Annotated in this window: 5 protein-coding genes; all 5 read right to left on the minus strand. The window is 53.7% G+C overall.

Annotated elements, in window-relative coordinates; all coding sequences use genetic code 11:
- Positions 1–9 precede the first annotated feature (9 nt).
- From panD to ACE41H_RS02530, 5 genes are read right to left on the minus strand one after another with little or no spacing between them, the layout of a single operon-like run.
- Positions 10–393: an aspartate 1-decarboxylase gene (gene panD / locus ACE41H_RS02510; protein ID WP_375353161.1), complete on the minus strand. Its 384-nt coding sequence runs from the start codon at positions 391–393 to the stop codon at positions 10–12.
- A complete protein-coding gene (locus ACE41H_RS02515; RefSeq protein WP_375353110.1) occupies positions 394–1,122 on the minus strand; it encodes a thioesterase II family protein in 729 nt (242 codons plus the stop codon).
- Positions 1,103–10,753: a non-ribosomal peptide synthetase gene (locus ACE41H_RS02520; RefSeq protein ID WP_375353111.1), complete on the minus strand. Its 9,651-nt coding sequence runs from the start codon at positions 10,751–10,753 to the stop codon at positions 1,103–1,105. The genes ACE41H_RS02515 and ACE41H_RS02520 overlap by 20 nt, the downstream gene beginning before the upstream one ends.
- 28 nt (positions 10,754–10,781) lie before the next feature.
- Positions 10,782–22,121, minus strand: coding sequence for a type I polyketide synthase (locus ACE41H_RS02525; protein WP_375353112.1), 11,340 nt, complete (start codon positions 22,119–22,121; stop codon positions 10,782–10,784).
- Complete coding sequence (locus ACE41H_RS02530; protein WP_375353114.1) at positions 22,105–22,650, minus strand: GNAT family N-acetyltransferase; 546 nt, start codon at positions 22,648–22,650, stop codon at positions 22,105–22,107. Before ACE41H_RS02530 ends, ACE41H_RS02525 begins: the two co-directional genes overlap by 17 nt.
- Between the last annotated feature and the right edge of the window lie 20 nt (positions 22,651–22,670).

Consider the following 22,670-nt stretch of genomic DNA (forward strand, 5'->3'; position numbering starts at 1 on the left):
CAGTTTGTCTTACACCATCTGACCGTGCTTTTCGCCTGACAGGATATCTGACACCCGGTTATGGTCATCCACCAATATGACCTGGGGAACATGCCCTGCCACTTCCTCGGAGCTTATTAAGGCATAGGTCATAATAATGACCACATCTCCCACCTGGACCAGCCGGGCTGCCGCCCCGTTCAGGCAGATGACACCCGAGCCGGGCGCTCCCGGAATCACGTAGGTTTCCAGTCTTGCTCCGTTATTGTTGTTGACAACCTGCACCTTCTCGTTCTCCAATATGTCGGCCGCGTCCATCAAATCACGGTCAATGGTAATGCTGCCTACATAATTGAGGTTGGCTTCCGTCACCGTAGCCTTGTGAATTTTGGATTTCATCATCGTTCGGAACAGTTAAATGACCCCCTTCAAATGCTGAATGACTGCTGCGATAACCCGCTCCTGATCCTCATATATAAAATAGTGGCCGCCTGGAAAAGTGAGCGTATGACAAGGAGCGTTAACCAGCTCGTACCACTCCTGCTGCTCTCCCTGAATGCTTTCATCGTCGGCTCCATTCATCACGACAACGGGGCCTGTATACCTGCCTCTCCCTTCAATATAGCGGTAGGAGTCGCATACATGCAGGTCTGCCCGCAGAATGGGCAGGTACATGTCGCGAATCTGTTCGCCATATTGGTGATCGTCCCAGGGGGTCTGGCTTCCTTCCAACAGGATGGACCACAGCTCGTCATCGGACAGACCAGCATAACGCGGGCCAAGGGCAAAGCGATGAGGGGGTCTTTGACCCCCGAGAAAAAGCAGCGCTGGCGGTTGGCTTTCTTCCTCCTGCAGCCTCATCGCAAGCTCATAGGCAAGCAGGCTCCCCATGCTGTGCCCCAAAAGGGCATACGGCTGCTTCAGCTTCTGTCTCAGCAGTTCATTGTAGAGATCGTTAAGAGCCGCCTGAAAATCGGGATATAAAGGATCATTAAATCTCCGGCCCCTTCCTGCAAGCTCCAGCGGTACAAGCTGAATGTGACTTGGCAAGCTTTCCTTCCAGGAGCCGAACATGCTGGCCGAGCCTGCGGCATGGGGGACGCAGAATAGTTGAATGTTTTCGTTAGGAACGGTTTGCGTCATGCTGTTTGTCACCTTCCATAAACAGGGTTAATTCTTCAATGGTCTGGTATTGATATAAATGTCGCAAAGACAAGGCGATTCCCAGTTCCTGCGTGATGTCGGAGAGCATCCGGGCGGCTTTTAATGACTGTCCGCCAAGCTCGAAGAAATTATGCCGAATTCCGATGCCCTCTGCCTTGAGATGCTTTTCCCACAGCGCAATCAGCTTCGCCTGCAGCTCGGTTTGAGGCGGAACATATGCGTTTTCTTCAAAGAGAGACGTGTCCATTCGCTCCAGCTTCTTGATATCCAGCTTTCCATTCACGGTGACAGGCATCTGCTCCAGACGGACAAAGAATGAAGGCACCATGTACACCGGCAGAGAGCCTGCCAGGAAGCTTTTGAGTTCAGACGATGAGACGGGTGTGGCTTCCACGACAAAGGCGCATAAAAAGCGCTCCTGCTGTGCATTCGTGCTGACGATGACGGCAGCATCCCGAATCGCCTGGTGCTGCAGCAGCGCCAGTTCAATCTCCCCCGTCTCAATGCGGTATCCCCGTAATTTGACCTGGTTGTCTATCCGGCCCGCATATTCAATGTTGCCGTCCGGAAGCCAGCGGCCCCTGTCCCCTGTTTTGTACATCATCGTGCCAGGCTCGAAAGGATTGTCCACAAACTTCTCGCGGGTCGCTTCTGGAAGTCCCAGGTATCCCTTGGCCAGACCCGCACCTGCGATGCAAATCTCACCCTCGACACCAATCGGCTGCAGCCTCCCGCTATCGCTCATAATATAAATCCGGCTATGCGCAACAGGCTTCCCGATTGGAATGTTAGCCGGTATTGGCCGCGTGGGGTCAGGTATCCACAAGGTCGCTAGAATGGTTGTCTCGGTAGGCCCATACAAATTGGCAAAGCCAAACCCGTGCCAGCGTTCGTACTCATAGGCCGAAATGGCTTCACCAGCCGAGGCCACCAGCCGAATGGTTTGCAGCTCCTCCGGGTTCAGATAGGCAAGGTGTGATGGTGTCATCGCCACAAAGGTAATGCCACTGCTGTTCAGCAAATCAGTGAGCGCCACCGGGTCAGCCGAGGTTGGTCTCGGCACCAGATGCAGCTCCGCGCCAGTCGTCAGAGCAGCAAAAATTTCAAGTGTAGCCAGGTCAAACGCGATGCTGGCGATTTGGGCAATCCGATCATCAGGTGTCAGGCCCAGTTCTTCTTTGTACAAAGCAATCAAATAAGTCAAACCACGGTGTGGAATCAGGACCCCTTTCGGTTGTCCCGTTGATCCCGAAGTGTAGATTACATAGGCCGGATGACCGGCATGTACCACTGCATTCGGATTGCCAACGCCGGCAGTCTCGCCCGGAGACCGATCTGTATGGCTATAGATCAGTACAGGTGTCTTGTCCACCATTGCGCCATATTCGGCATCGGCTATGACACAGCAGGAACCACTGCTCTCAAGCATAAATTGTACCCGGTCCGGCGGATATTCCGGGTCAATCGGCAAATAAGCGGCGCCTGCTTTCAAGATGGCGAGGATGGCTATGAGCGTGTCCAGCGACTTATTCATATAGACAGCGACCACAGCGTTGGCCCCCGCTTCTTGCGCGAGCAAGGCATGAGCCAGTTCATTCGCATAGGCATTCAGCTCACCGTAGCGCAAGGATTGTCCCTTCCAGACGGCAGCGATGGCTTCCGGTTGCGATGCAGCCATTCGTTCAAAGGCACTATGAATCCATTCATTGGTGTTGACGGCGGGCAGCTCCGGACTGAACTCATTCAGGATCCGTGCCTGCTCTTTTTGCGGAACCATGTTCAACTCCCCGATGGTTGCCTCCTCGCAGGAGACAATGGCCTGGAGCAGCTCCCGGTATTGATTCATCATTCGGTCTGCCGTCTCTTTCCTGAACAGGGAGGTTGCATATTCAACAGTGCAGAGCATGTGATCTTCACGTTCGGCAAGAGATACCGAGAAATCAAACTTGGAGCTTACATGACTGCTGTCCCAGCTGCTGATCGTCATTCCGTCAAGATGCAATTCGGGAACGCTCATGTTCTGCATATCGAACGTGACCGTAAACAACGGATTGCGGCTCGGGTCAGGCTGCAGATCAAGCAGATCGATCATGCGTTCCAACGGATAATCCTGATGTTCAAAGGCTTCCAGCAGTTGGTCCTTCACTTCATGCAAATACCGGATAAACGGCTTGGTTCGTTCAGGCCTGCTCCGGAACGGCAGCGTGTTCACAAACATGCCGACGACACCGGCCACATCCTCATGGGTTCTTCCTGCCACAGGCACACCAACTATGATGTCTTCCGCTCCGGAATATTTGTGCAGAAAAACCTGAAAGGCTGACAGCATAATCATGTACAGCGTTGTTCCGGTTCTCTGGGCCAGATGGCGCAAAGGCTGCAGCAAGTCCTGATCAAGCTGCATAAAGGTTAGTTCGCCCTCAAACCGTTGCTGCGCAGGTCTGGGAAAGTCTGTGGGAAGCTGGAGAACAGGCAGCTCGCCAGACAGATGATGCATCCAGAACGCTTCTTTGCGCCCCGCCCCGGCTGACTGGAGCTGCTGTTGCTGCCAAACCGCAAAATCCTTGTAGGTGACCGGCACAGGCAGAAGCTCCGCTCCCTGATAAAGATCGATAAAGTCCTGAACGAGAATGCCGATAGAGGTTCCATCGGATACGATATGGTGCATGTCCATCAGCAGCAGATGTTTGCTGTTTTCCAGCTGAATGACGCCAATCCGCAGCAGCGGCGCTTCACGAAGCTGAAAGGGACGGATAAAAGATTCCGCAAGCTGGTATACCGCCGCTTCCTGCATTCCCCTGGCATCCCGAAACCAGAGCCCGGCAGGTGAAGGCTCGGTCACCATTTGTACAGGCTCGTCACCATCCATATGAAAAGTCGTCCGCAAGCTCTCGTGACGCTCCAACAAAGCGTTATACACGCTTTGCACCCGTTTCGGATCAAGCATTCCTTCCACCAGAAGCGCGGAAGACAGGTGATAAGCTGTGCTAATGCCCTCATATTGATCCAGGATGTACAAGCGCTTCTGTGCCGAGGACAGAGGATATTTCTGCAGAGCATGTACAGGAGCGATGATGGACGGGCTATCTGCTGGCATATCCATATGGCTTATATGTTCCGCCAGTGCCTGCACGGTTGGATATAAGAAGATATCACGGAGCGTCACAGCGGCGTTCAGTTCCTTGCGGAGTTTAGCCACCAGTCTCATAGCCTTGAGCGAATGCCCTCCGTGCTCGAAAAAATCGAAATCCCTTCCGATCTCAGCTTTTTCCAAAATACTCTGGAACATCTGGCCGATTTGCTGCTCCAGCTCCGTCTCAGGCAAATGCAGCTCGCCAGGGATTCGGGTGGAATGTGCCGGTGAGCTCTCTGCCAGTGCACGATAATCCACCTTTCCATTGGCGGTATACGGCATTTCCTCAACGGGGATCAGGTATGGCGGCACCATATAGGAGGGCAGGCGTCCGGCCAGGTAATTTTGCACCTCCACAGCTTCGATTCCGTCACCCGAGGTATAAAATGCGTACAATTCCTTGCTTCCGTCCTGCTGCACCCGCACCGTTGTTGCCGCCTGGCTGATCCGTTCGTGCTGCAGCATCACCGCTGTAATCTCGCCCGGCTCTATTCGGTACCCGCGGATTTTCACTTGCTGATCGGCCCGTCCCATCAGCTCTATTTCTCCACTGGACAGCAGCCTTGCCAAATCGCCTGTCCGGTACATCACAGTATCTTGCTTGAACGGGTTGGGCAAAAATTTAGCCACAGTCAGCTCTGGTTGATTCACATAGCCAAGCCCCACGGATGCCCCGGCAATATAAAGTTCGCCGGTTACCCCTACGGGAACGATGCGCTGATTGTGGTCCAGAATGTAACATTCGGTATTGCTGATCGGTCTGCCAATAGGCGGCCGCTCACGCAGATGAGTATGCTTGTCCAACAGCTTGGTTGTGACTACATGCGTCTCCGATGGGCCATAGTGATTATGCAGTTGGACCGGACTCTGACTGTAAGCCTGCATAAATGGCGGAGTGAGCACAAGCGCCTCTCCGGCTACAACGATATGCTTGAGCGTCCCGCCCAGCAATCGGCCGGTATAATCCTCCTCGCTAATCAGGAAGTTAAAATAGGCTGTTGGCAGAAACATCGTTTCCACTACATGCTGCCCAAGCAGGTCCAGCAGGAGATCCGGCGTTTTTTTGATGTGATCGGATGCAATGACCAGTTCCCCGCCTGACAAGAGGGTGACCAGCATCTCCTGATAACAGACGTCAAATCCGATGGATGACGAATGAAGCACCCTGCCGTTCATCCAGATTCCGGATTGCTGCCGGTGATGAAGCACCAGATTCATAAAATTTCGATGTGATAACTGAACGCCCTTGGGCGTGCCCGTCGTTCCGGAAGTATAGATGGTATAGAGCGCATCTTCGGCTGCCACTGGAATACCCGGATTGCCGGGATCATCTGTCAGCATGGCGTAATCCAGATGAAGTGTCGGCATACCGGGAAGCTTGATGGATGGTTCTGTGCAGTTAATCAGCAGCCTGGCTCCGGAATCGCCAACCATATGCATAATTCTTTCTTGCGGTAATGCCCCATCGATAGGCACAAAAGTTCCGCCAGCCTTGAGAATCGCCAGCACGCCCGTGATGTACGAAATGGAGCGCTCTCCGCAAATCGCCACCGGGGTACCAGGGACAATTCCTGCTCCCTGAAGGATTCTGGCAAACTGGTTGGCACGGGCATTCAGTTCCCTGTAACTCAACATGCCCCCTTCGTCCCGGATTGCGGTCCGATCAGGTGTGCGGCTTACTTGTTCTTCAAAACCGAGACAGACGTGAGCTGCCCCCGTGAAATCCAGCCGCTCCCCTGCCAGTTGCCTGTGCAGCCTCATTTTCTCCACATCTGTCATGGTCTCCAGCTCCCCGATGCGCAGGTCCGGATTCAGGATGGCTTGCTCCAGAATTAACACCAGACTGGCAGACATGCGTTCAATCGTGGGCTGGTGAAATAGCGATGTCGCGTATTCAAAGATGAGCGCCAGATCGCCCTGCTCCTGCTCCGCCTGCAGCAGCAGGTCGAATTTCGCGGACTTCCAGTCATAGTCACAGGCTTCAAACTGCAGATCGGCGATGCGAAGGACCGTCCTTTCCATGTTTTGCAAGGCAAACATGGTATCAAATATGGGATTGCGGCTCGAATCCCGTTTGACCTGCAGCTCCTGAACCAGCTCTTCGAACGGATAGTCGGCATGTTCAAAGGCTTCCAGGGACGTTTTTTTTACCTCCTGCAAAAAAGAGCTGAATGTCCGGTCTGATTGGGGTCTGCACCGGATGGCCAGTGTGTTGACAAACATACCGATCACCGGCTCAAGATCCGCATGCCCTCTGCCGGCAACCGGCGTGCCAACAATAATATCCTCCTGACCCGTATATCTGTGCAGCAGCACCTGATATGCAGCCAGCAGCAGCATATACAGCGTCACCCCATGCTCACGGCAGCTATCCTCCAGTTTTCCGGCCAGCCTGTGTCCAAGCCGGACCGTAAACTGATTGCCTCTGAAATCCTGAGTGGATGGCCTGGGCTCATCACACGGGAGCTGAAGCACAGGCAGTTCCCCGGCAAGCTGGCTGTGCCAATAGGTTCGCTGGTTGTCCATCACCGCAAGACCCTGCTGCTCATGCTGCCATACCGCGTAGTCGATATACTGGATGTCCAGCGGCTTCAGCGTATCTCCTTGATATAAGGACATGAATTCATGGAACCAGATATTCAGGGAAGTGCCGTCGGATATGATGTGATGCATGTCAAGCATAAACAGGTATTGTTCCGGCTGAATACGAATTAACGTAATTCGTATAAGCGGAGCATGCTCCAGGACAAACGGGTGGATAAATTCATCAATCTGCGCACGCACGACCTCTTCGCCGGCATCAGGCATATCCAGAAAGGTGATGTCTGGCGATAATGCTTCCATATCCAGCACGGTTTGCACGGGTTCATCGCCATGCATATGAAAAGCGGTCCGCAGACTGGCATGACGCTTCAGCAAATGAATGTAGGCATCCTTGACTCGTTCGGGATCAAGCGGCCCCTGCACCCGGAACACAACCGGCATGTTGTAGCTGGTGCCGATGTCACTGAACTGCTCCAGGATGAACAATCTTTTCTGCGCTGAGGTCAGCGGATAAAAGGCTCTGGCCGCCGCTGGGCGGATTTTCTCAAACGGACGGGTGGAGCGTTGTCCCTGAATATGCAAGGCCAGTTCATGTACAGAAGGGAAACGGAAAATATCCCTCAAGCTCAGCTCACATTCAAAGTGCTTGTAAATGCGGGATACCAGTCTGGTTGCTTTCAGGGAATGGCCGCCCATTTCAAAAAAGCTGTCATGGCGCCCCACCTGCCCGATCCCGAGAATATCTTCGAAAATATGGGCAAGCTCCTGTTCCAGCGGCCCTTCGGGCTTCGTTAACACCTGCTCCTTGTAAAATCCTTGCCGGGGATCGGGGAGCTTGCGCCGGTCCACCTTCCCATTTGGCGTCAGTGGCATGCTGTCCAGTTGAACCACATAGGAAGGAACCATGAATCCGGGCAGCCTTTTGCCGATAAATTCTCTCAGCTCCTTGGAATTTAACGGCTGTGCCGCCACATAATACGCACACAAATCCTTGCTTCCGTCTTCCGCATGAATCAGATGAACTACCGCTTGCTCAACATAGGGATGGTCCAGCAGCACTGATGTAATTTCCCCGATTTCCATCCGGTAACCCCGAATCTTAACCTGTTCATCCATTCGCCCCATATACTCCAGCGAGCCGTCCGGATTCCAGCGTGCCATATCTCCGGAGCGGTACACCCTGCCGCTGTGCTCCAGCGGTATGGACATAAATCTTTGCCGGGTCAAATCGTCCAGGTTAAGATATTCACGTGCCACACCGCTGCCGCCTACATACATTTCTCCCGGAACGCCCATAGGTACAACCCGCTGCCAAGGGTCAAGCACATACACCTGATAGGAAGGCAAAGCCCTTCCGATATCGGAGCGGTTGCGCCGGATGTCTTCGGATGTCAGCTCTTTATACGTGACATGGACCGTGGTTTCGGTGATTCCGTACATATTGATAAGGCGGACCCCGGGATACTGCTCATTCCATTCCTTGAGCATGCCAGGCTGCAGAGCTTCGCCGCCAAAGACCACCCTGTTCAGCGCAGGCAGCTCGAGCCCGCTCTGCACCGCTTCACGTGCAAATTGGTAAAATGCCGATGGAGTCTGGCTCAATATGCTGATCCGTTTCTCCTGCACAAGCCGCACAAAGGAGCGGGTATCCGCTGCAATCTCTCTTGGCACGATGACAAGCTTGCCCCCGTACAGTAGAGCCCCGAAAATCTCCCAGACCGAAAAATCAAACGAGGCGGAATGAAAGAGAGACCATACATCCCGGCTTTCAAAGGCAAATAAAGACGAAGTGGTCTGCAGCAGCCGCACCACATTCTGATGTTCGATTACGACCCCTTTGGGTGTACCTGTAGAGCCTGATGTATAAAGAACATAAGCTGCCTGCCGCGAGGATACATGGACGTGCGGGCCATCGCTGCCTTGGCATTGTATCCATTTCAGATCATGCTGGTGCTTAAGCTTGTCCGGCTTGTGCCCGGCTTCTGCTCCGGTCCGGTTCACTTCCATGATGACATCATATCTGTACAAGGTGAGCTCGTTCGGGATGGTATATATTTTGTCAGAGAAATGCACGTCCCCGATTTCCCGGTACTCTGCCTGCATATCCTGGAAAAAGGCCCGGGAAAGGAATAATTCATTGTCAAATTCGGTCTTGGTGCTGACCTCCGGGTGGGCGGCATCATAATCCCGCAAATCCTGTAAAAACGCTTCTTTGCAATCGAGATCCATGACATCGCCAATGAACAAAATACCTCGTTCCGACAGCAGCTCCAGGGCGGAGCGCAATACTTTTCGCAAATAATTATGTCCCTTGAAAACCTGCACAACGCTATTCAGGATGATGATGTCAAAAGGCTCCTCATGCAGCCGGCCGATCTGGTCGGCAGGCAGACAGTCCAGTTTGATGTGCTGCAATCCCTCGCGCTCCACCCTTTCCCGGCAATTGCGGATCATGCTTGAAGACAAATCGGTACCATAATAAAATCCGACATGTGGCGCCAAGGTAAACATGCTTATGCCTGAAGCGCAGCCGATTTCAAGAACACGGGTGCTTGAATTCAGATAAGGCAGCAGCTTCTGCCTGATGTTACCGGCATATTCGTCCATTTCCTCCCTGGACAAGTCCTGACGATTGTAGCTGCTAACCCAGGCACCGCCTGAAATATCATCAGTCGCCTGGTCAGCCACAAAATTCCAGACATTGGAGTCCATAAATTCATTCTCAAGCTCTTCGGCCTCTTCCAATTGATCGGTATCCAGACAGATATAGGCTGCAAATTGCGGGAGCTCCCACTGCAAACGGTTAAGCTGCCGCAGATACGGCTGAAGCGAGAGCACGGTGCGGATGTGCGCATCCTCCATCATTTTTTTCATCCGCGCATACGGGAGTGCCGGGTCCAGCGGAACATAAGCTCCGCCCGCTTTTAATACGCCCAGCATCCCGATAATGGAATACACGGAATTATGCATCATGAGGCCGACATGTTCTTCATGCTGCAGCCCGCGCTCCTGCTGCAAATAGTTAGCCACCCGATTGGCCATATCATTGAGCTCCCTGTAGGTGTACACGCCGGATTCCGCCGCAACAGCCACCTTGTCAGGGTGAAGGGCGGCCTGCGCTTCGAACAGTGCGGGAATGCTTGCAACCTCCCCGTCACTCACGGAAAGAGCACTTGGCACGAATGGTTGCAGCTCCTCTTCGCCCAGCAGGCTGCAGGCATCCATTTCGTGGTCAGGATAGAACAAGAGCTGCTCCAATGTCTTCTCATAGTGCATGAAAAGTTGGCTGATAAACCATTCAGCGTAGGCTGTCGTCTGATAGGTTACTTGCAGCGCAAGGTGGTCTGAACGGCGCTGGAACTCGAAGCGGCAATCGTAACCGATCTCTTCGACCTCAGCCGGGTCATACAGCCCTTCCATCGCGGCAATAATACTGCAATGAGCTCCCTCTCCCGTGTCAACTCCAAGCAAGTCCAGCAACAGCGTAAATGGAAAATTCGAGTGCTGATCCGCTTCAACCATCCGCTGTTTGGTATGTGCAATAAAGTCTCGTCCACGATCTCCGGGTTGAATTTGGGTCTGGAGCAGAACGAGCGGATTCAAGGACTTGGAGTTATCCGCCATATCCGACATGACGGGAACCCCGATGGTAATTGCGGTTTCCCCGGTGTACCGGTGCAGCACATAGTTGAGACCGGCCAGCAGCAGAATAAACAAGGCATGGTCTGAACCTCTGCTGACGGCATTCAATCGCTGGCTCAGGGACTCATTGAACAAATAACGTTTAACTTCAACCCGTCCCTCTCCGGAGGAAGATGAAGTGAATGCTATACGTGTCATTTCCGTGAAATCGGAAAATTGCCCAAGCCAATACTGTTTTTCTTTTTCAAGTCTTGCATCCGACAATAATACATGTTTTTCGAGCGTATCCATTCCCTCTCCCCTTCCTGTACACCTCATGTTAGAAATCAAAAGTAATGCTCTCCAGCCAGTCCTGCCGTTCCCGGATGGTATAACCATGCTCCAGCTCGATCCGGTCCAGCTCCACCCCGGCATTGCGAACAATCTGCTGCAGGATGTGCATGTAATTCCGGGTCATATGACGAATGGTGGACGCCTTGAACAGGCTGGTGCAATAATCCATCGTAAATTGCAAGCCCCCATGATCCTCGGTCACCTCAAAGCGGATATCAAACATGGTGCTGTTCCGTTCATAATCCCGTGCCTGGAATTGCGTATCAGGAATAATCGTCGGCGGAGACTCCATATTCTGCATGACCAGCACGGTATCAAACAGCGGATTGCGGCTGAGGTCACGACGGTAATCCAGTTGTTCGACAAGATCGTCAAACGGATAATCCTGATGGGCGTAGCCAGCCAGAGTGCGTTGTCTTACCTCATGCAGCAGGTCTTCAAACCTGCAGTCTCCGTGAATCCGCATGCGCAAGGGCAAGGTGTTCACAAACATGCCCAGCAAACGTTCCACCTGTTCATGCTGTCTGCCGGCAATGGGACAGCCGATCACGATATCCCGCTGCCCGGAATAGCGGTACAGCAAAGTATAGTAAGCTGCAAGCAGCAGCATGTATAACGTCGTGTCCGTTCTCAAGGCAAGCTGCTTTAATTGTTCGTTCAACTCCGCGCCTGCTTCGAAAGAGATGGAGCTTCCGCTGAAGCTTTGCAGCTTTGGACGTTCATAGTCATATGGAAGCTTGAGAGCAGGAGCTTCATCTTCAAATTGTCCCAACCAGTAATTTTTTTGTGTTTGCATCTGCGGACTGGACAGCATCTCGTTTTGCCATACCGCAAAGTCTTTATATTGCACTTGTAAGGCCGGCAGCTCTTTTCCCATATAAATGTCCATAAATTCCGTAATCAAAATAGAAAGTGACACACCGTCGGATATAATGTGATGGATATCGAAAACCAATACCGCCTGATGCTCGCCGGTGTGGATCAGACAGACCCGCAGCTGGGTAGGCATATCCAGGCGGAAAGGCCGGATATGCTCCTGAATGATGGCATGCACTTCGTCCTGCTCAGCCTCGATTTCAATCCATTCCGCTGCTCCCCGATCATGAATATTCTGAACAGGCAAACCATCAATGAAATGGAAGGAGGTTCGCAAAATTTCATGTCTGCCGATCAATTGTGCCAGCGCTGCCCGGCAGCGCTCCTCATCCAGCTTGCCTGCAACCTCCAGCACCATCGGCATGTTGTAACTGGTGCTCGTTTCATCCGCCGCATGTAATAACAGCATGCGTTTTTGCGCGGAGGATAACGGATAATGGTCCGCCTGCTGGGCCGGCACGATGTCGTCCAGTTGCGCAACCGCCAGGCTTGATTTCAGAAAATCAGCCATTTCTGCGATGGTCTGATACTGGAATACGTGCTGGAGATTGAAGTCCAGCCGAAACTCATGCCGAATCTTTACCGCCAGGCTTGTTGCCTTGAGCGAGTGGCCTCCATGCTCAAAAAAGTTATCCTGCACACCCAACTCGTTCACATTCAGGACTTCTTTCCATATGTGATGCAACCGGGCTTCCACAGGATTGGACGGCTCCACCGCTCTGGCCTCCTGTGCCGCTGCCTGTATATGTTCATGCTCCTGCTCCAGTTGGCGCCGGTCCACTTTTCCGTTATGGGTCAAAGGCAAATGGTCCAGCACGATAAACTGGCTGGGGATCATATATTCCGGCAGTTCGAGCAGCAGGCGTTCCCGGATTTGCTCCGGATATTGCTGAATATCGGACACCAGGAAGGCCTGCAGCCGCTGAAAGTGATGCTGGTCCGCCCTGGCCAGTACGACCGCTTCCTGCACCCCGGGGATTTGCAGCAAAGCCGTTTCGATCTCTTGCAGCTCCACGCGGTATCCGCGAATTTTCACCTGCTGATCCATGCGTCCCAGAAAATGCAGATTGCCCTGCTCATCCCATTTGGCCAGATCACCGGTGCGATACATGCGTCCCGGCCCGTGTGGATCGGGGATGAACCTCTCCGCCGTCAGGTCCTCCCTGCCCAGATATCCTTGGGTTACACCGGCCCCGGCAATACAGAGCTCTCCCGGAATGCCCGGAGGCTGAAGCTGGCCGCTCCGGTTCAGAATATAAATCCGGCAGCCCGGAATCGGTTTCCCGATTGGCATGCTATCGCCATCACTGTCCTGGCAGCGATGGTAGGCTGCACATACTGTCGTTTCCGTGGGGCCATAGGAGTTGTACACCTCGGCGTTCTGCAGCAGTCTGGAAACATGCTGCTTCTTTAGCACATCTCCTCCAGCTATGAACAGACGGACCCGATGATTCCGCAGATGCCGGTCCAGCTCGCTCAGCATCAGCGGAGAAGCAGAAATCACCGTTACAGAACGCTCTTCAATCAGGGCAGCCAGGCTCTCGATATGACGCGCCTTGTCCTTCGCTGCAATATGCACGGAACCTCCAGTAATCAGTGCCGGATAGATCTCTTCAATGGATGTGTCAAATGAAATGGAAGAATGATGCAGCACCCGGTCATCCGGCTCCAGATGGAAGGTTTCGCTAAATGTTGTCACATAATGAGCCAGATTCCGGTGTGAAAGCTGGACCCCTTTGGGCTGACCTGTTGTTCCTGATGTATACAGCACATAAGCAATGGACCCCGGCTGGCTGCGATCAGGCAGCCATGCGAGAGCATCCCCCGGCATTCCCGTTTCAGGCCATGTGTCGGACACGTCGCCGCGCAGACCGCCTTGCTCCAGACTGGACCCGACAACTTCTGAGCCGCTCATCCACAAGGTTGGTCCCGTCCAGGCAAGAGGAACGCCGGTTTCAGCACCGGTGATCAACAGGACAGCATTTGCATCCTGCAGCATGAATGTGATTCGTTTCTCCGGATATTCCGGGTCAATCGGCACACATATGGCCCCCATGCGCTGAATGGCCAGCAAGGCAACAATCATGGCGGACGAATTGGACATCAAAATAGCGACAGTCCTCCCTTCAGTCACACCCAGCTCTGTCAGGTGACGGGCCAACATATCTCCTTTTTGCATAAGCTCCCGATAGGTCAGTTGCTCCTCTCCGTGATGAACGGCGAGACGATTTGGCGTTTGTGCAGCCTGGCGCTCAACTAGATTCGGTAGGGTCATGGCAGGCTGCTCTCTGTCGATTGCTGTCGAGTTGAATTGTTGTAAAATCAGATGCTTCTCCTCATAGGTCAGCATGTCTGCTGTGGATAAGAGAGCCTCCGGCTGAGTAACCATGAATTGCAGGATATTGCAATAGTGACACATCAGCCTGTGAATCGTATCCTCCCGGAACAGACGGGTGCTGTACTCCATAAACAGTTCGAGCCGATCCTGCTGCTCATGAATCTGGAGAGACAGATCAAAGGCGGATTGGTTCGTTTCAAAGCCATACGGCTCACAGGAAAGCCCCGGAAGTTGCAGCGTGCGGGCCGGAGCATTCTGCAAGGAAAACATCGTATCAAATACTGGACTGCGGCTTGTATCCCTGGGCACGTTTAATGCCTGCACCAGCTCCTCGAACGGGTAATCTGCATGCTCGAATGCATGAAGCGTGATGTGCTTGATTTCCTGTAAAAAATCGGTAGCCGTTTTCCCGGGATCAGGCTGGCAGCGGATGGCTAGCGTGTTGGCAAACATACCGACCACACCGAACAAATCCGCATGGTTCCTTCCCGCAACCGGAGTGCCGATGACGAGATCATCCTGACCCGTATATTGATGGAGCAGAACACCATATGCCGCCAGGGTCAGCATGTACAGCGTAACTCCATGCTCCCGGCTGCAGGACCTGAGTTTGTTGGTCAGCTCTTGTCCAAGCATGAAGCTGTATTGGCGGCCGGCATAATTGCGAACAGCAGGGCGTGCATAATCGGTTGGCATTTGCAGCACAGGCAAAGGACTTGCCAGCTGATTCAGCCAAAACGCTTTTTGCCGTTCCAATATCCCCGAATGCAGTTGCTGCTGCTGCCAGACGGCATAATCGGGATATTGCAGCCGCGGCGCTTCCAGAGCATTGTCGTTTGTATACAGCCGGATGAACTCATCCACCCAGATGTCCATGGAGACCCCGTCCGAAATCAGGTGATGCATGTCCACCATCAGCAGATGCCGGCGAGCTTGCAGCCGCACAATGCCTACCCGAACGAGAGGGGCCACATCCAGAGCAAAAGGCCGGACAAATTGTTGAATCAGATCATGGACAGCTTGGCGCTCTTCCGGTTCACATGAGTATAGCGTTACCTCCGCCTGGAGCGACTCTACCGGGGCTACTTTTTGCACCGGCCCCCGGTCTTCGGTCAAATGAAATGACGTGCGCAAGGCAGCATGCCGGCCAAGCATGCTTGTATAAACGAATTTCACCCGCTCAATATTCAGCTCCCCTTCAAGCCGCAGCACAAAAGGCATATTATAGCTTGTTCCGATATCCTGGAACTGCTCCAATATAAACAATCGCTGCTGAGCGGACGAGAGCGGGTAATCCTCTTTCTGCACAGCAGGCTGAATAGATTGCACCCAGGGAAGCGGCTCCTGCTCCTCCGTTGCATGTACCGCCCGTTCTTCCAGATGCAAAGCCAGCTCTTGCAGCACAGGATACCGGAACAGATCCTTCAGCTTCATCTCCAGGTTGAACTCCTGCTGCACCCGGCTGACAAGGTGCATAGCCTTGAGCGAATGTCCGCCCCAATCAAAGAAATTGCAGTCCCTGCCCACCGTATTCAGCTCCAGCACAGCAGCGAAGATGGCCGCCAGCCGCCGTTCCATGGCCGTTACCGGTTCGGTCAGCAGAGCAGCGGAGTCCTGCAGTTGTGTCCGCGGGTCTGGCAATGCGCGCTGATCCAGTTTTCCGTTGGAGGTTAAGGGCAGTATGTCCAGACGGATTACAAAAGCAGGGACCATATAACGCGGCAGCCTTGCAGCAAGAAAGCTCCGGACTTGATCTTGAGCCAATTCCGCCTGTCCGGCGGTATAATATGCGCAGATTTCCTTCTCACGCCCGGCTTCACGATCAAGCACAATGACGGCCGCCCCTGTAATATCCGGGTGTTCCAGCATACAGGCGCGGATTTCGTCAAGCTCGATCCGGTATCCCCTGATCTTGACCTGATCGTCCATCCGGCCGATGAACTGCAAGGTTCCGTCCGGAAGCCACTTAGCGAAATCCCCGGTCCGGTACATAAGCTTGCCTGGATCAAATGGGTTGGGCACAAATTTACGGGCGGTCATCTCCGGTTGTTTCCAGTACCCTCTGCCTACACCCTGCCCGGCAACGCATAGCTCTCCTTCCACTCCGGGAGGCTGCAGTTGATTCATCTGCTCCGGATGCACGACATAGGCCTGGGACAGATAGAGTGGCACTCCGATTGGAACGGGCGCCTTCGTCCCCTGCTTGACGGTATACAATGTGGAAAATGTCGTATTTTCCGTCGGACCATAACCGTTGATTAACACCGTATCGGGACAAGCCTGGTGCAGCAATTGCGCATGATGCGCAGACGCAGCTTCGCCTCCGATAATCACAGTCTTTAGCGTTGCAAACGACGACGGCTGCTGCATCACCAAATAATGAAACAGCGAAGTCGTCAGGAACAGGTCTGTGATGCCGTAATCGGACAACGCGGTGCTGAATGTACGGGCATCCTGAATGATGTGCTCATTCAGCATCACGAGCGTATCCCCGTTGGTGAGCGTTCCCCACAGCTCCAGCGTAAAGGCATCAAACATCATGGATGCCGTCTGCAGAACCCGGTCTCCCTGGATGAGCAGGCGATAATTTTCCGGCAGCACCAGCCTGGCAATGTTCCGGTTTTCAATCATCACCGCCTTGGGCTTGCCTGTAGTGCCTGATGTGTACATCACATAAGCAAGCCGGTCCGGCAGCGCATCCATCGCAGGGTTTTCCATACAAGCGGCCAAGTTATCAACCTGCATGAGCAGCAGCTCCGGTCCATAACCCTTCAGCCTACCGGCATGCTCCGGCGTGGTGATAATCCTTGCCGCTTCGCTGTCTTTTAACATATAAGCAATGCGTTCCTCTGGCAGATCGGGCTGAATAAGCAAGTATGCGGCCCCGGCTTTCACCGTGCCGAGAATGGCGGATACAAGCTGTTCCGAACGCTCCATTACAATGGCCACAATGGCTTCCTGCCGCGGCAGATTCGACAGCAGCGTATGTGCGACCCGGTTTGCCTGCTCATTCAGGACTCGATAGGTATAGCTGCTATCCTCCAGCACAAGCGCGATACGGTCCGGATACCGCTCCGCCATAGCTTCAAACCGGCTCTGAACCGTCTGCCCGGTCGATTCACACAGATAGGGATGTGTGAGCTGCAATAGACGGACTTCTTCTTCCGAAGTCATCAGCCGCAGCTGATGCAGCTCCAGTTCCGGATCAGCCAGACACTGCTGCATCAAATGCTGAAAATGCCGGCCCATCTGCTGCACATAAGCACGATCAAAGCATTGAACACGGTAATGGAACAAGCAGAGGATTTCTCCGTTCATTTCTTTGGCCTCAAGCATGAGGTCGTACTTGGAAGAGGTGCTCGGCAGGTCGTAGCCTGCAAATGTCAAAGAGCCGGATTGCGCATGAAAATCAATATTTTGAAATACAAACATCGTTTCCATCAGAGGCTGTCTGTCAGGGCTCCGTTCCAGATCAAGCTGCTGCAGCAGCTCCTCAAACGGATACTCCTGATGATCAAACGATTGCAGCACATTAGATTTGACTTCCTCCAGAAAATCTGTAAAACGTTTGCTGCCTGCCGGGAAATTGCGCAGCGGAAGCGTGTTGACAAACATGCCTACAATATTGTCGGCGTGTTCATACTGCCTGCCTGCAGAGGCCGTTCCGATGACGATATCCTGCTGGTTGGTATACCTGGACAAAAATACGTAGTATAACGTCAGCAGCGTCATGAACATCGTCGATCTGTGCCGGGAAGACAAGGCTTGCAGTTTTCGGACTGTATCTTGATCCAATATAAACGGGAGCTTGTCTGCGTCTGTTTTCCCGCCTTGGCCAGGCTCCATCAGGACAGGGAGACGCAAGGCGGGCAGCTCCCCCCGATACCGGTTGAGCCAGAATTGTTGCTGCCGTTCCCTGACTGACGGTGAGATTCCCTGTAGCCAACGCACATAATCCTTATATTGATGGGTCGGTTCTTCCAATGCTTTTCCATCATAAAGTTCAACAAACTCCTTCATAATAATGCCGGTTGACACGCCGTCCGAAATGATATGATGCATATCCATAAAAAGCAGATGCCGATTCTCTTCCAGGCGGATCAATTGTGCCCGCAGCAGCGGTGCCTGTCCCAGATCAAAAGGCTGTATCAGTTCGTGAGCTCTTGCTTCGATCTGCTCCAATGCTGCCTCGCTGTAAGCAAGGTCAAACCGGATTTCCGAGGCCGGATGGATGCGCTGAACAGGCTCCTCTCCACGCATTTCAAAGCTGGTGCGCAAACTTTCATGTCTGCGAATCAAGCTGCGGATGGTCTGCTCCACCCTTTCCTTATCCAGCGGTCCGTCAATGGTTACGGCAGAAGGAATGTTATAATTGGTATCTTGTTCGTAATATCTGCTCATGAAATACATGCGGGTCTGGGCAGGTGACAGCGGGTACAGATCGGCCAGTTCCGATTCCGGTTCCGGGTCACCCTGGGCAACGGTCGAGGCTATCGCGGATTCCCCGGTCCATATTTCCGCCAGCTCGCGAATGGTGGAATGCTGGAACAGCTCGCTAAGCGGGAGCGCAAGCCCCTGTTTTTGCAGACCGGCAATCAGCGTTGCGCCTTTGAGCGAATCTCCGCCAAGCTCGAAGAAATCATCGTCAATACCGATAGGCTCAATGCCGAAGAAATTTTCCCAATAATCCGTTAACTGACGCTGCAGCTCGTTCTCCGGTTCACTGTAAGGCACAGCAAGCGGCGGACGTGGAAGCTTCTTGATATTGCTGCGCACAGGCGCCGCCTGTTCCCTTTCCACCCGAAGCCCGGTAACCCAGCGACTCCTGCGCTGCTCCAGATTTGCCACAGAGACGATGAAATGTCCGGCTTCCTTCGTCAGAAGCACCCGTTCCAATACTTCAATCCCTTCATCCATCTCCATCAAAAAAGGATCATCCGCAGTGGAGTCCGTGTTATGTTCCCCTCCGACATTCCAGCCGTCCCAGCCCAGGCTGATCCATCGCCCTTGCTGAAAGGACGGGCTGTATACACAAGCATCCAGAAAACTGTTCGCGGCGGCATAAGCGCCGAAGGTAATTCCGCCAAGCACCGCCGACAACGAAGAAAACAGAACGCAAAAATCCGGGTTCAAATCCGCAACAGCCCGTTCCAGGGCCAGCATGCCGTACACTTTGGACCTGAACTGTTCCTCCAGCCGTTCTTCATCCAGACGGGAGACCGCTTCAAATGTCGTTCCGTCCGTCAGGCCGGCTGCGTGAATAATGCCGTTGATGGGACCCCAATGCTCACCAACACGGGCGAATGCCTCCCGCAGGCTGTCCTCGGACGCAACATCCGCCGTCAGGAGTATGATCTCTGCTCCGCTCTGCTCAAGCGTTTGCGCCCAGCCGATCAGGCTCCGTACCCGTTCTTCGGCATCGTGCATTTGTCCGGCAGCCATGTCCTTCCATGTATGTCTGTCCGGAATGACCGTTCTCCCTAACAAAGCGACCCGTGCCCCGTATCGCAAGGCGAAATGCTCTGCAAGTGCGCGGCCGATCTTTCCGAAACCGCCGGTTATACAATAGATACCGCCAGGGCGCAGCTCGCTTTGCCCGTCCGGCCGGGCCGGCAGCGGGGCTGGCGCATAATTTGCAATCCAGCGATACTGCTTGCGGTAAGCAACAAATGGCTCATGGCTCGACTCTATATGAGCGGCCTCGCTGAGGATGGCACAGGCATAAGCGTGCGCGGCTTCTGCAGACAGCTCATCATCAAGATCCACCACCGTGCAGCGAATATTCGGATTTTCTTGCGGAATGACCAATGCCAGGCCCTTGAGCGTGGAATGCGCAGCCTGAATCCGCTCCGTGCCCGTCACCTCCTGCATCCCGTTGGTCACCGCGATAAGATCTGCCGCAACGGTACCCTTGACCTTATGGACATTCCGAACATGGTTAAGCAAACGGTAGGCGCCGTTTTGCTGCAAAGCCTGAAACCGTGCCTGGTCGAGCGTTGGATGCATTTCAGTGTTGAGGCTCGCCAGATGCAGGATTTTCAGAGGTTTGGTGTTGCTGTCCGGCAATGACCATGCTGCGTCCGGAGCCGCGATCCGTACCTCTGCGTTATGCTCCTCAAGCAGCTTCAGTATATGCCCGCTAATTCCGCAAGCATCGGGAGCAATCACCCACACGCTCTCTTTGAGCCGTTCTATGGTGCGTTTGTCGAGCGTATAGCTGACCCTGGATGTTCTGGACCAACCGGGCACATACAGCCACTTGGAGAGATCCGCATTTTTCTGCGGCCGGGCTTCCTGTTCAATACCTTCATGATCCCCTGCACGGGCGGATAGGCTGCCTGCCGCCATAAGCTGCTTGTACCGTTCAAGCTGGCGGTTAAATTGCACTTTCGCAAACGGATAGGTCGGCAAATGCAGCACACTTCCGGCAAAAAGATGCGGATAATGCCTGCGGATGCTGTCACCGGCCAGCCAGCGTTCACGAACTTCCTCCATGAAGCCGACAGCCGGGAACGGTGTCCCGGACTCTTTAAAGGCGTACAGTTGTTCAATCGCCTCCAGGCGGCTATGACAAATAAACGCAGCACGATGCTTCCATTCCGCTCTGGCATGAACGAGCGTGTGCGCCACATCTTCCAGAGAGGCGTGCGGATTGCCCGCCAGGTATCGGGCCAGATTTTCGGCGGTCTGTTTCAGGGCCGCAGGCGTCTTGGCCGATAGGGGAAGAAGCACCGGCGACGTCTCCGCTTGTGTGTCCATGGACTGACCGCGATGCCGGGGACTAGCGGTCTCCGCCACTGGCGGGGCTTGCTCCAAAATCACATGGGCATTCGTACCTCCGATCCCAAAAGAGCTGACACTGGCACGCAGGGGATGCCCCCTGTCGCTTGTCCATGGCCGCTCCTGCGTGTTGACATAAAACGGGCTCGTATGCCAGTCAAACTGTGGATTCGGACGGGTTACATACAGTGTCGGCGGAAGTGTGCGATGCTTCAACGCCAGCACCGTTTTGATGAACCCGGCTACCCCGGCGGCACAGTCCAGATGACCGATATTGGATTTGACCGAGCCGATGGCACAGGATGCGGGAATCACACCGTCAAACGCCAGGCGCAGCCCTTCAAGCTCCACGGGATCTCCGATATAAGTGCCTGTACCATGCGCCTCCACATAACTTATGCTGTCCGGCTCCACCTCTGCGGCCAGCATGGCTGAGCGGATGACACGGCTTTGCTCCTCTATGCTGGGAGCGGAAAAGGCCGCCTTGCCCGCCCCATCGTTATTGATGGCCGATCCTTTAATCAGAGCATGAATGGGGTCCCCATCCGCAAGCGCATCTTCCAATCTTTTTAGCAGCACAACTCCTGCTCCGCTGCCGCCCACCGTTCCGGCAGCTTGGTGGTCAAAAGCCCGGCAGTGCCCGTCCGGAGACAGAATCATGCCTTCCTGGAACAGATAACCACCTTCCTGCGGGAGTGAGACCGTCACTCCACCGGCCAGCGCCATGCGGCATTCTCCACTGAGCAAGCCTTGACAGGCCATATGGATGGCCACCAGGGACGTGGAACAGGCAGTATAGATACTTACACTGGGACCTTTCAGATTGAGGGCATAGGACACCCGTGTCGAGAGAAAATCTTTATCCGTCAACTGGCTGTCGGCAAATTGTTTGGATTCGGGAGCAAGCTCTGCCAGAGAGGCGGTTGCCTCCCACAGCAGATTGGACGATGCCCCGGCGTACACCCCTACAGACAGATCGGAATCGGGCAATGCGTAGCCCCCCTCCTCCAAGGCCTCCCATGCGCATTCATGAAAGAGGCGAATCTGGGGGTCCAGCAACTCGGCATCGGCAGGAACATAGTCGAAAAACGATGCATCAAAGCAATCATAATCCTGCAGCAGCCCTTTGGCCTTGACGTAATCGGGATTCTGCAGCATATCCCTGGATACGCCGGCTGCCTCAAGCTGTTTATCTGTAAAAAAAGTGATAGATTCAACACCATGCTTCAGATTATGCCAAAATTGCTCCAAATTGGCGGCCCCAGGGAATCTTCCGGACATGCCGATAATAGCAATTTCCAACCCCGTAAATTGGCTATTTTCCTTTTCCATAGTGAATGCTCCTTCTCAAGCTATTCGGCCCCGTCTCAAATCGCTGAACATTACATAATTCACCATCATATAACTCTTCTGTTTCCGAGAAATGAATCCCGTTAAGGTCATACACCTTTCTCCAGAAGGAAATCGCCTGCGCGTTGCCTGCCAATTGAAAAATCAAGTATTTGCCCGGATATTGCCGCAATACTTGCTGAACGGCAGCCCGGGCAATCCCCTTTTGCCTGCAGCCTTGCAGAATGAACAGCTCGTTCACGCAATAATCGACATCCTGAGCCGTGTAGGGAGGCTGATTCAGCAGCAGAAAGCCCGCGACCCGGGATTCGTGGTAAATCAAAAAGGCTTTCAGCCGTTCATCCTGCCCGTACAGATGCAATCCTTCATATTCAAATATCCCCTTCTCATTCGGCCTAAGCTCCGGTGTATATGCCGATAAATCATGAAGATACAGGGGGACAAGGTTGCGCAATATGTCCAGCTCAGGGGATTCGCTGATCGGGACAAGCTGCGTTTCGCCTTGATTCATGAGTCAACCTCCAAACGAGT

Source organism: Paenibacillus enshidis (assembly GCF_042136365.1).
Taxonomy (GTDB): domain Bacteria; phylum Bacillota; class Bacilli; order Paenibacillales; family Paenibacillaceae; genus Paenibacillus; species Paenibacillus enshidis.

What these genes read in the sequence shown, in the direction of transcription:
- ACE41H_RS02525 (WP_375353112.1), bottom strand. Translation starts at nt 22,121, where the DNA reads ATGGAAAAGGAAAATAGCCAATTTACGGGGTTGGAAATTGCTATTATC.
- ACE41H_RS02520 (WP_375353111.1), bottom strand. Translation starts at nt 10,753, where the DNA reads ATGGATACGCTCGAAAAACATGTATTATTGTCGGATGCAAGACTTGAA.
- ACE41H_RS02530 (WP_375353114.1), bottom strand. Translation starts at nt 22,650, where the DNA reads ATGAATCAAGGCGAAACGCAGCTTGTCCCGATCAGCGAATCCCCTGAG.
- ACE41H_RS02515 (WP_375353110.1), bottom strand. Translation starts at nt 1,122, where the DNA reads ATGACGCAAACCGTTCCTAACGAAAACATTCAACTATTCTGCGTCCCC.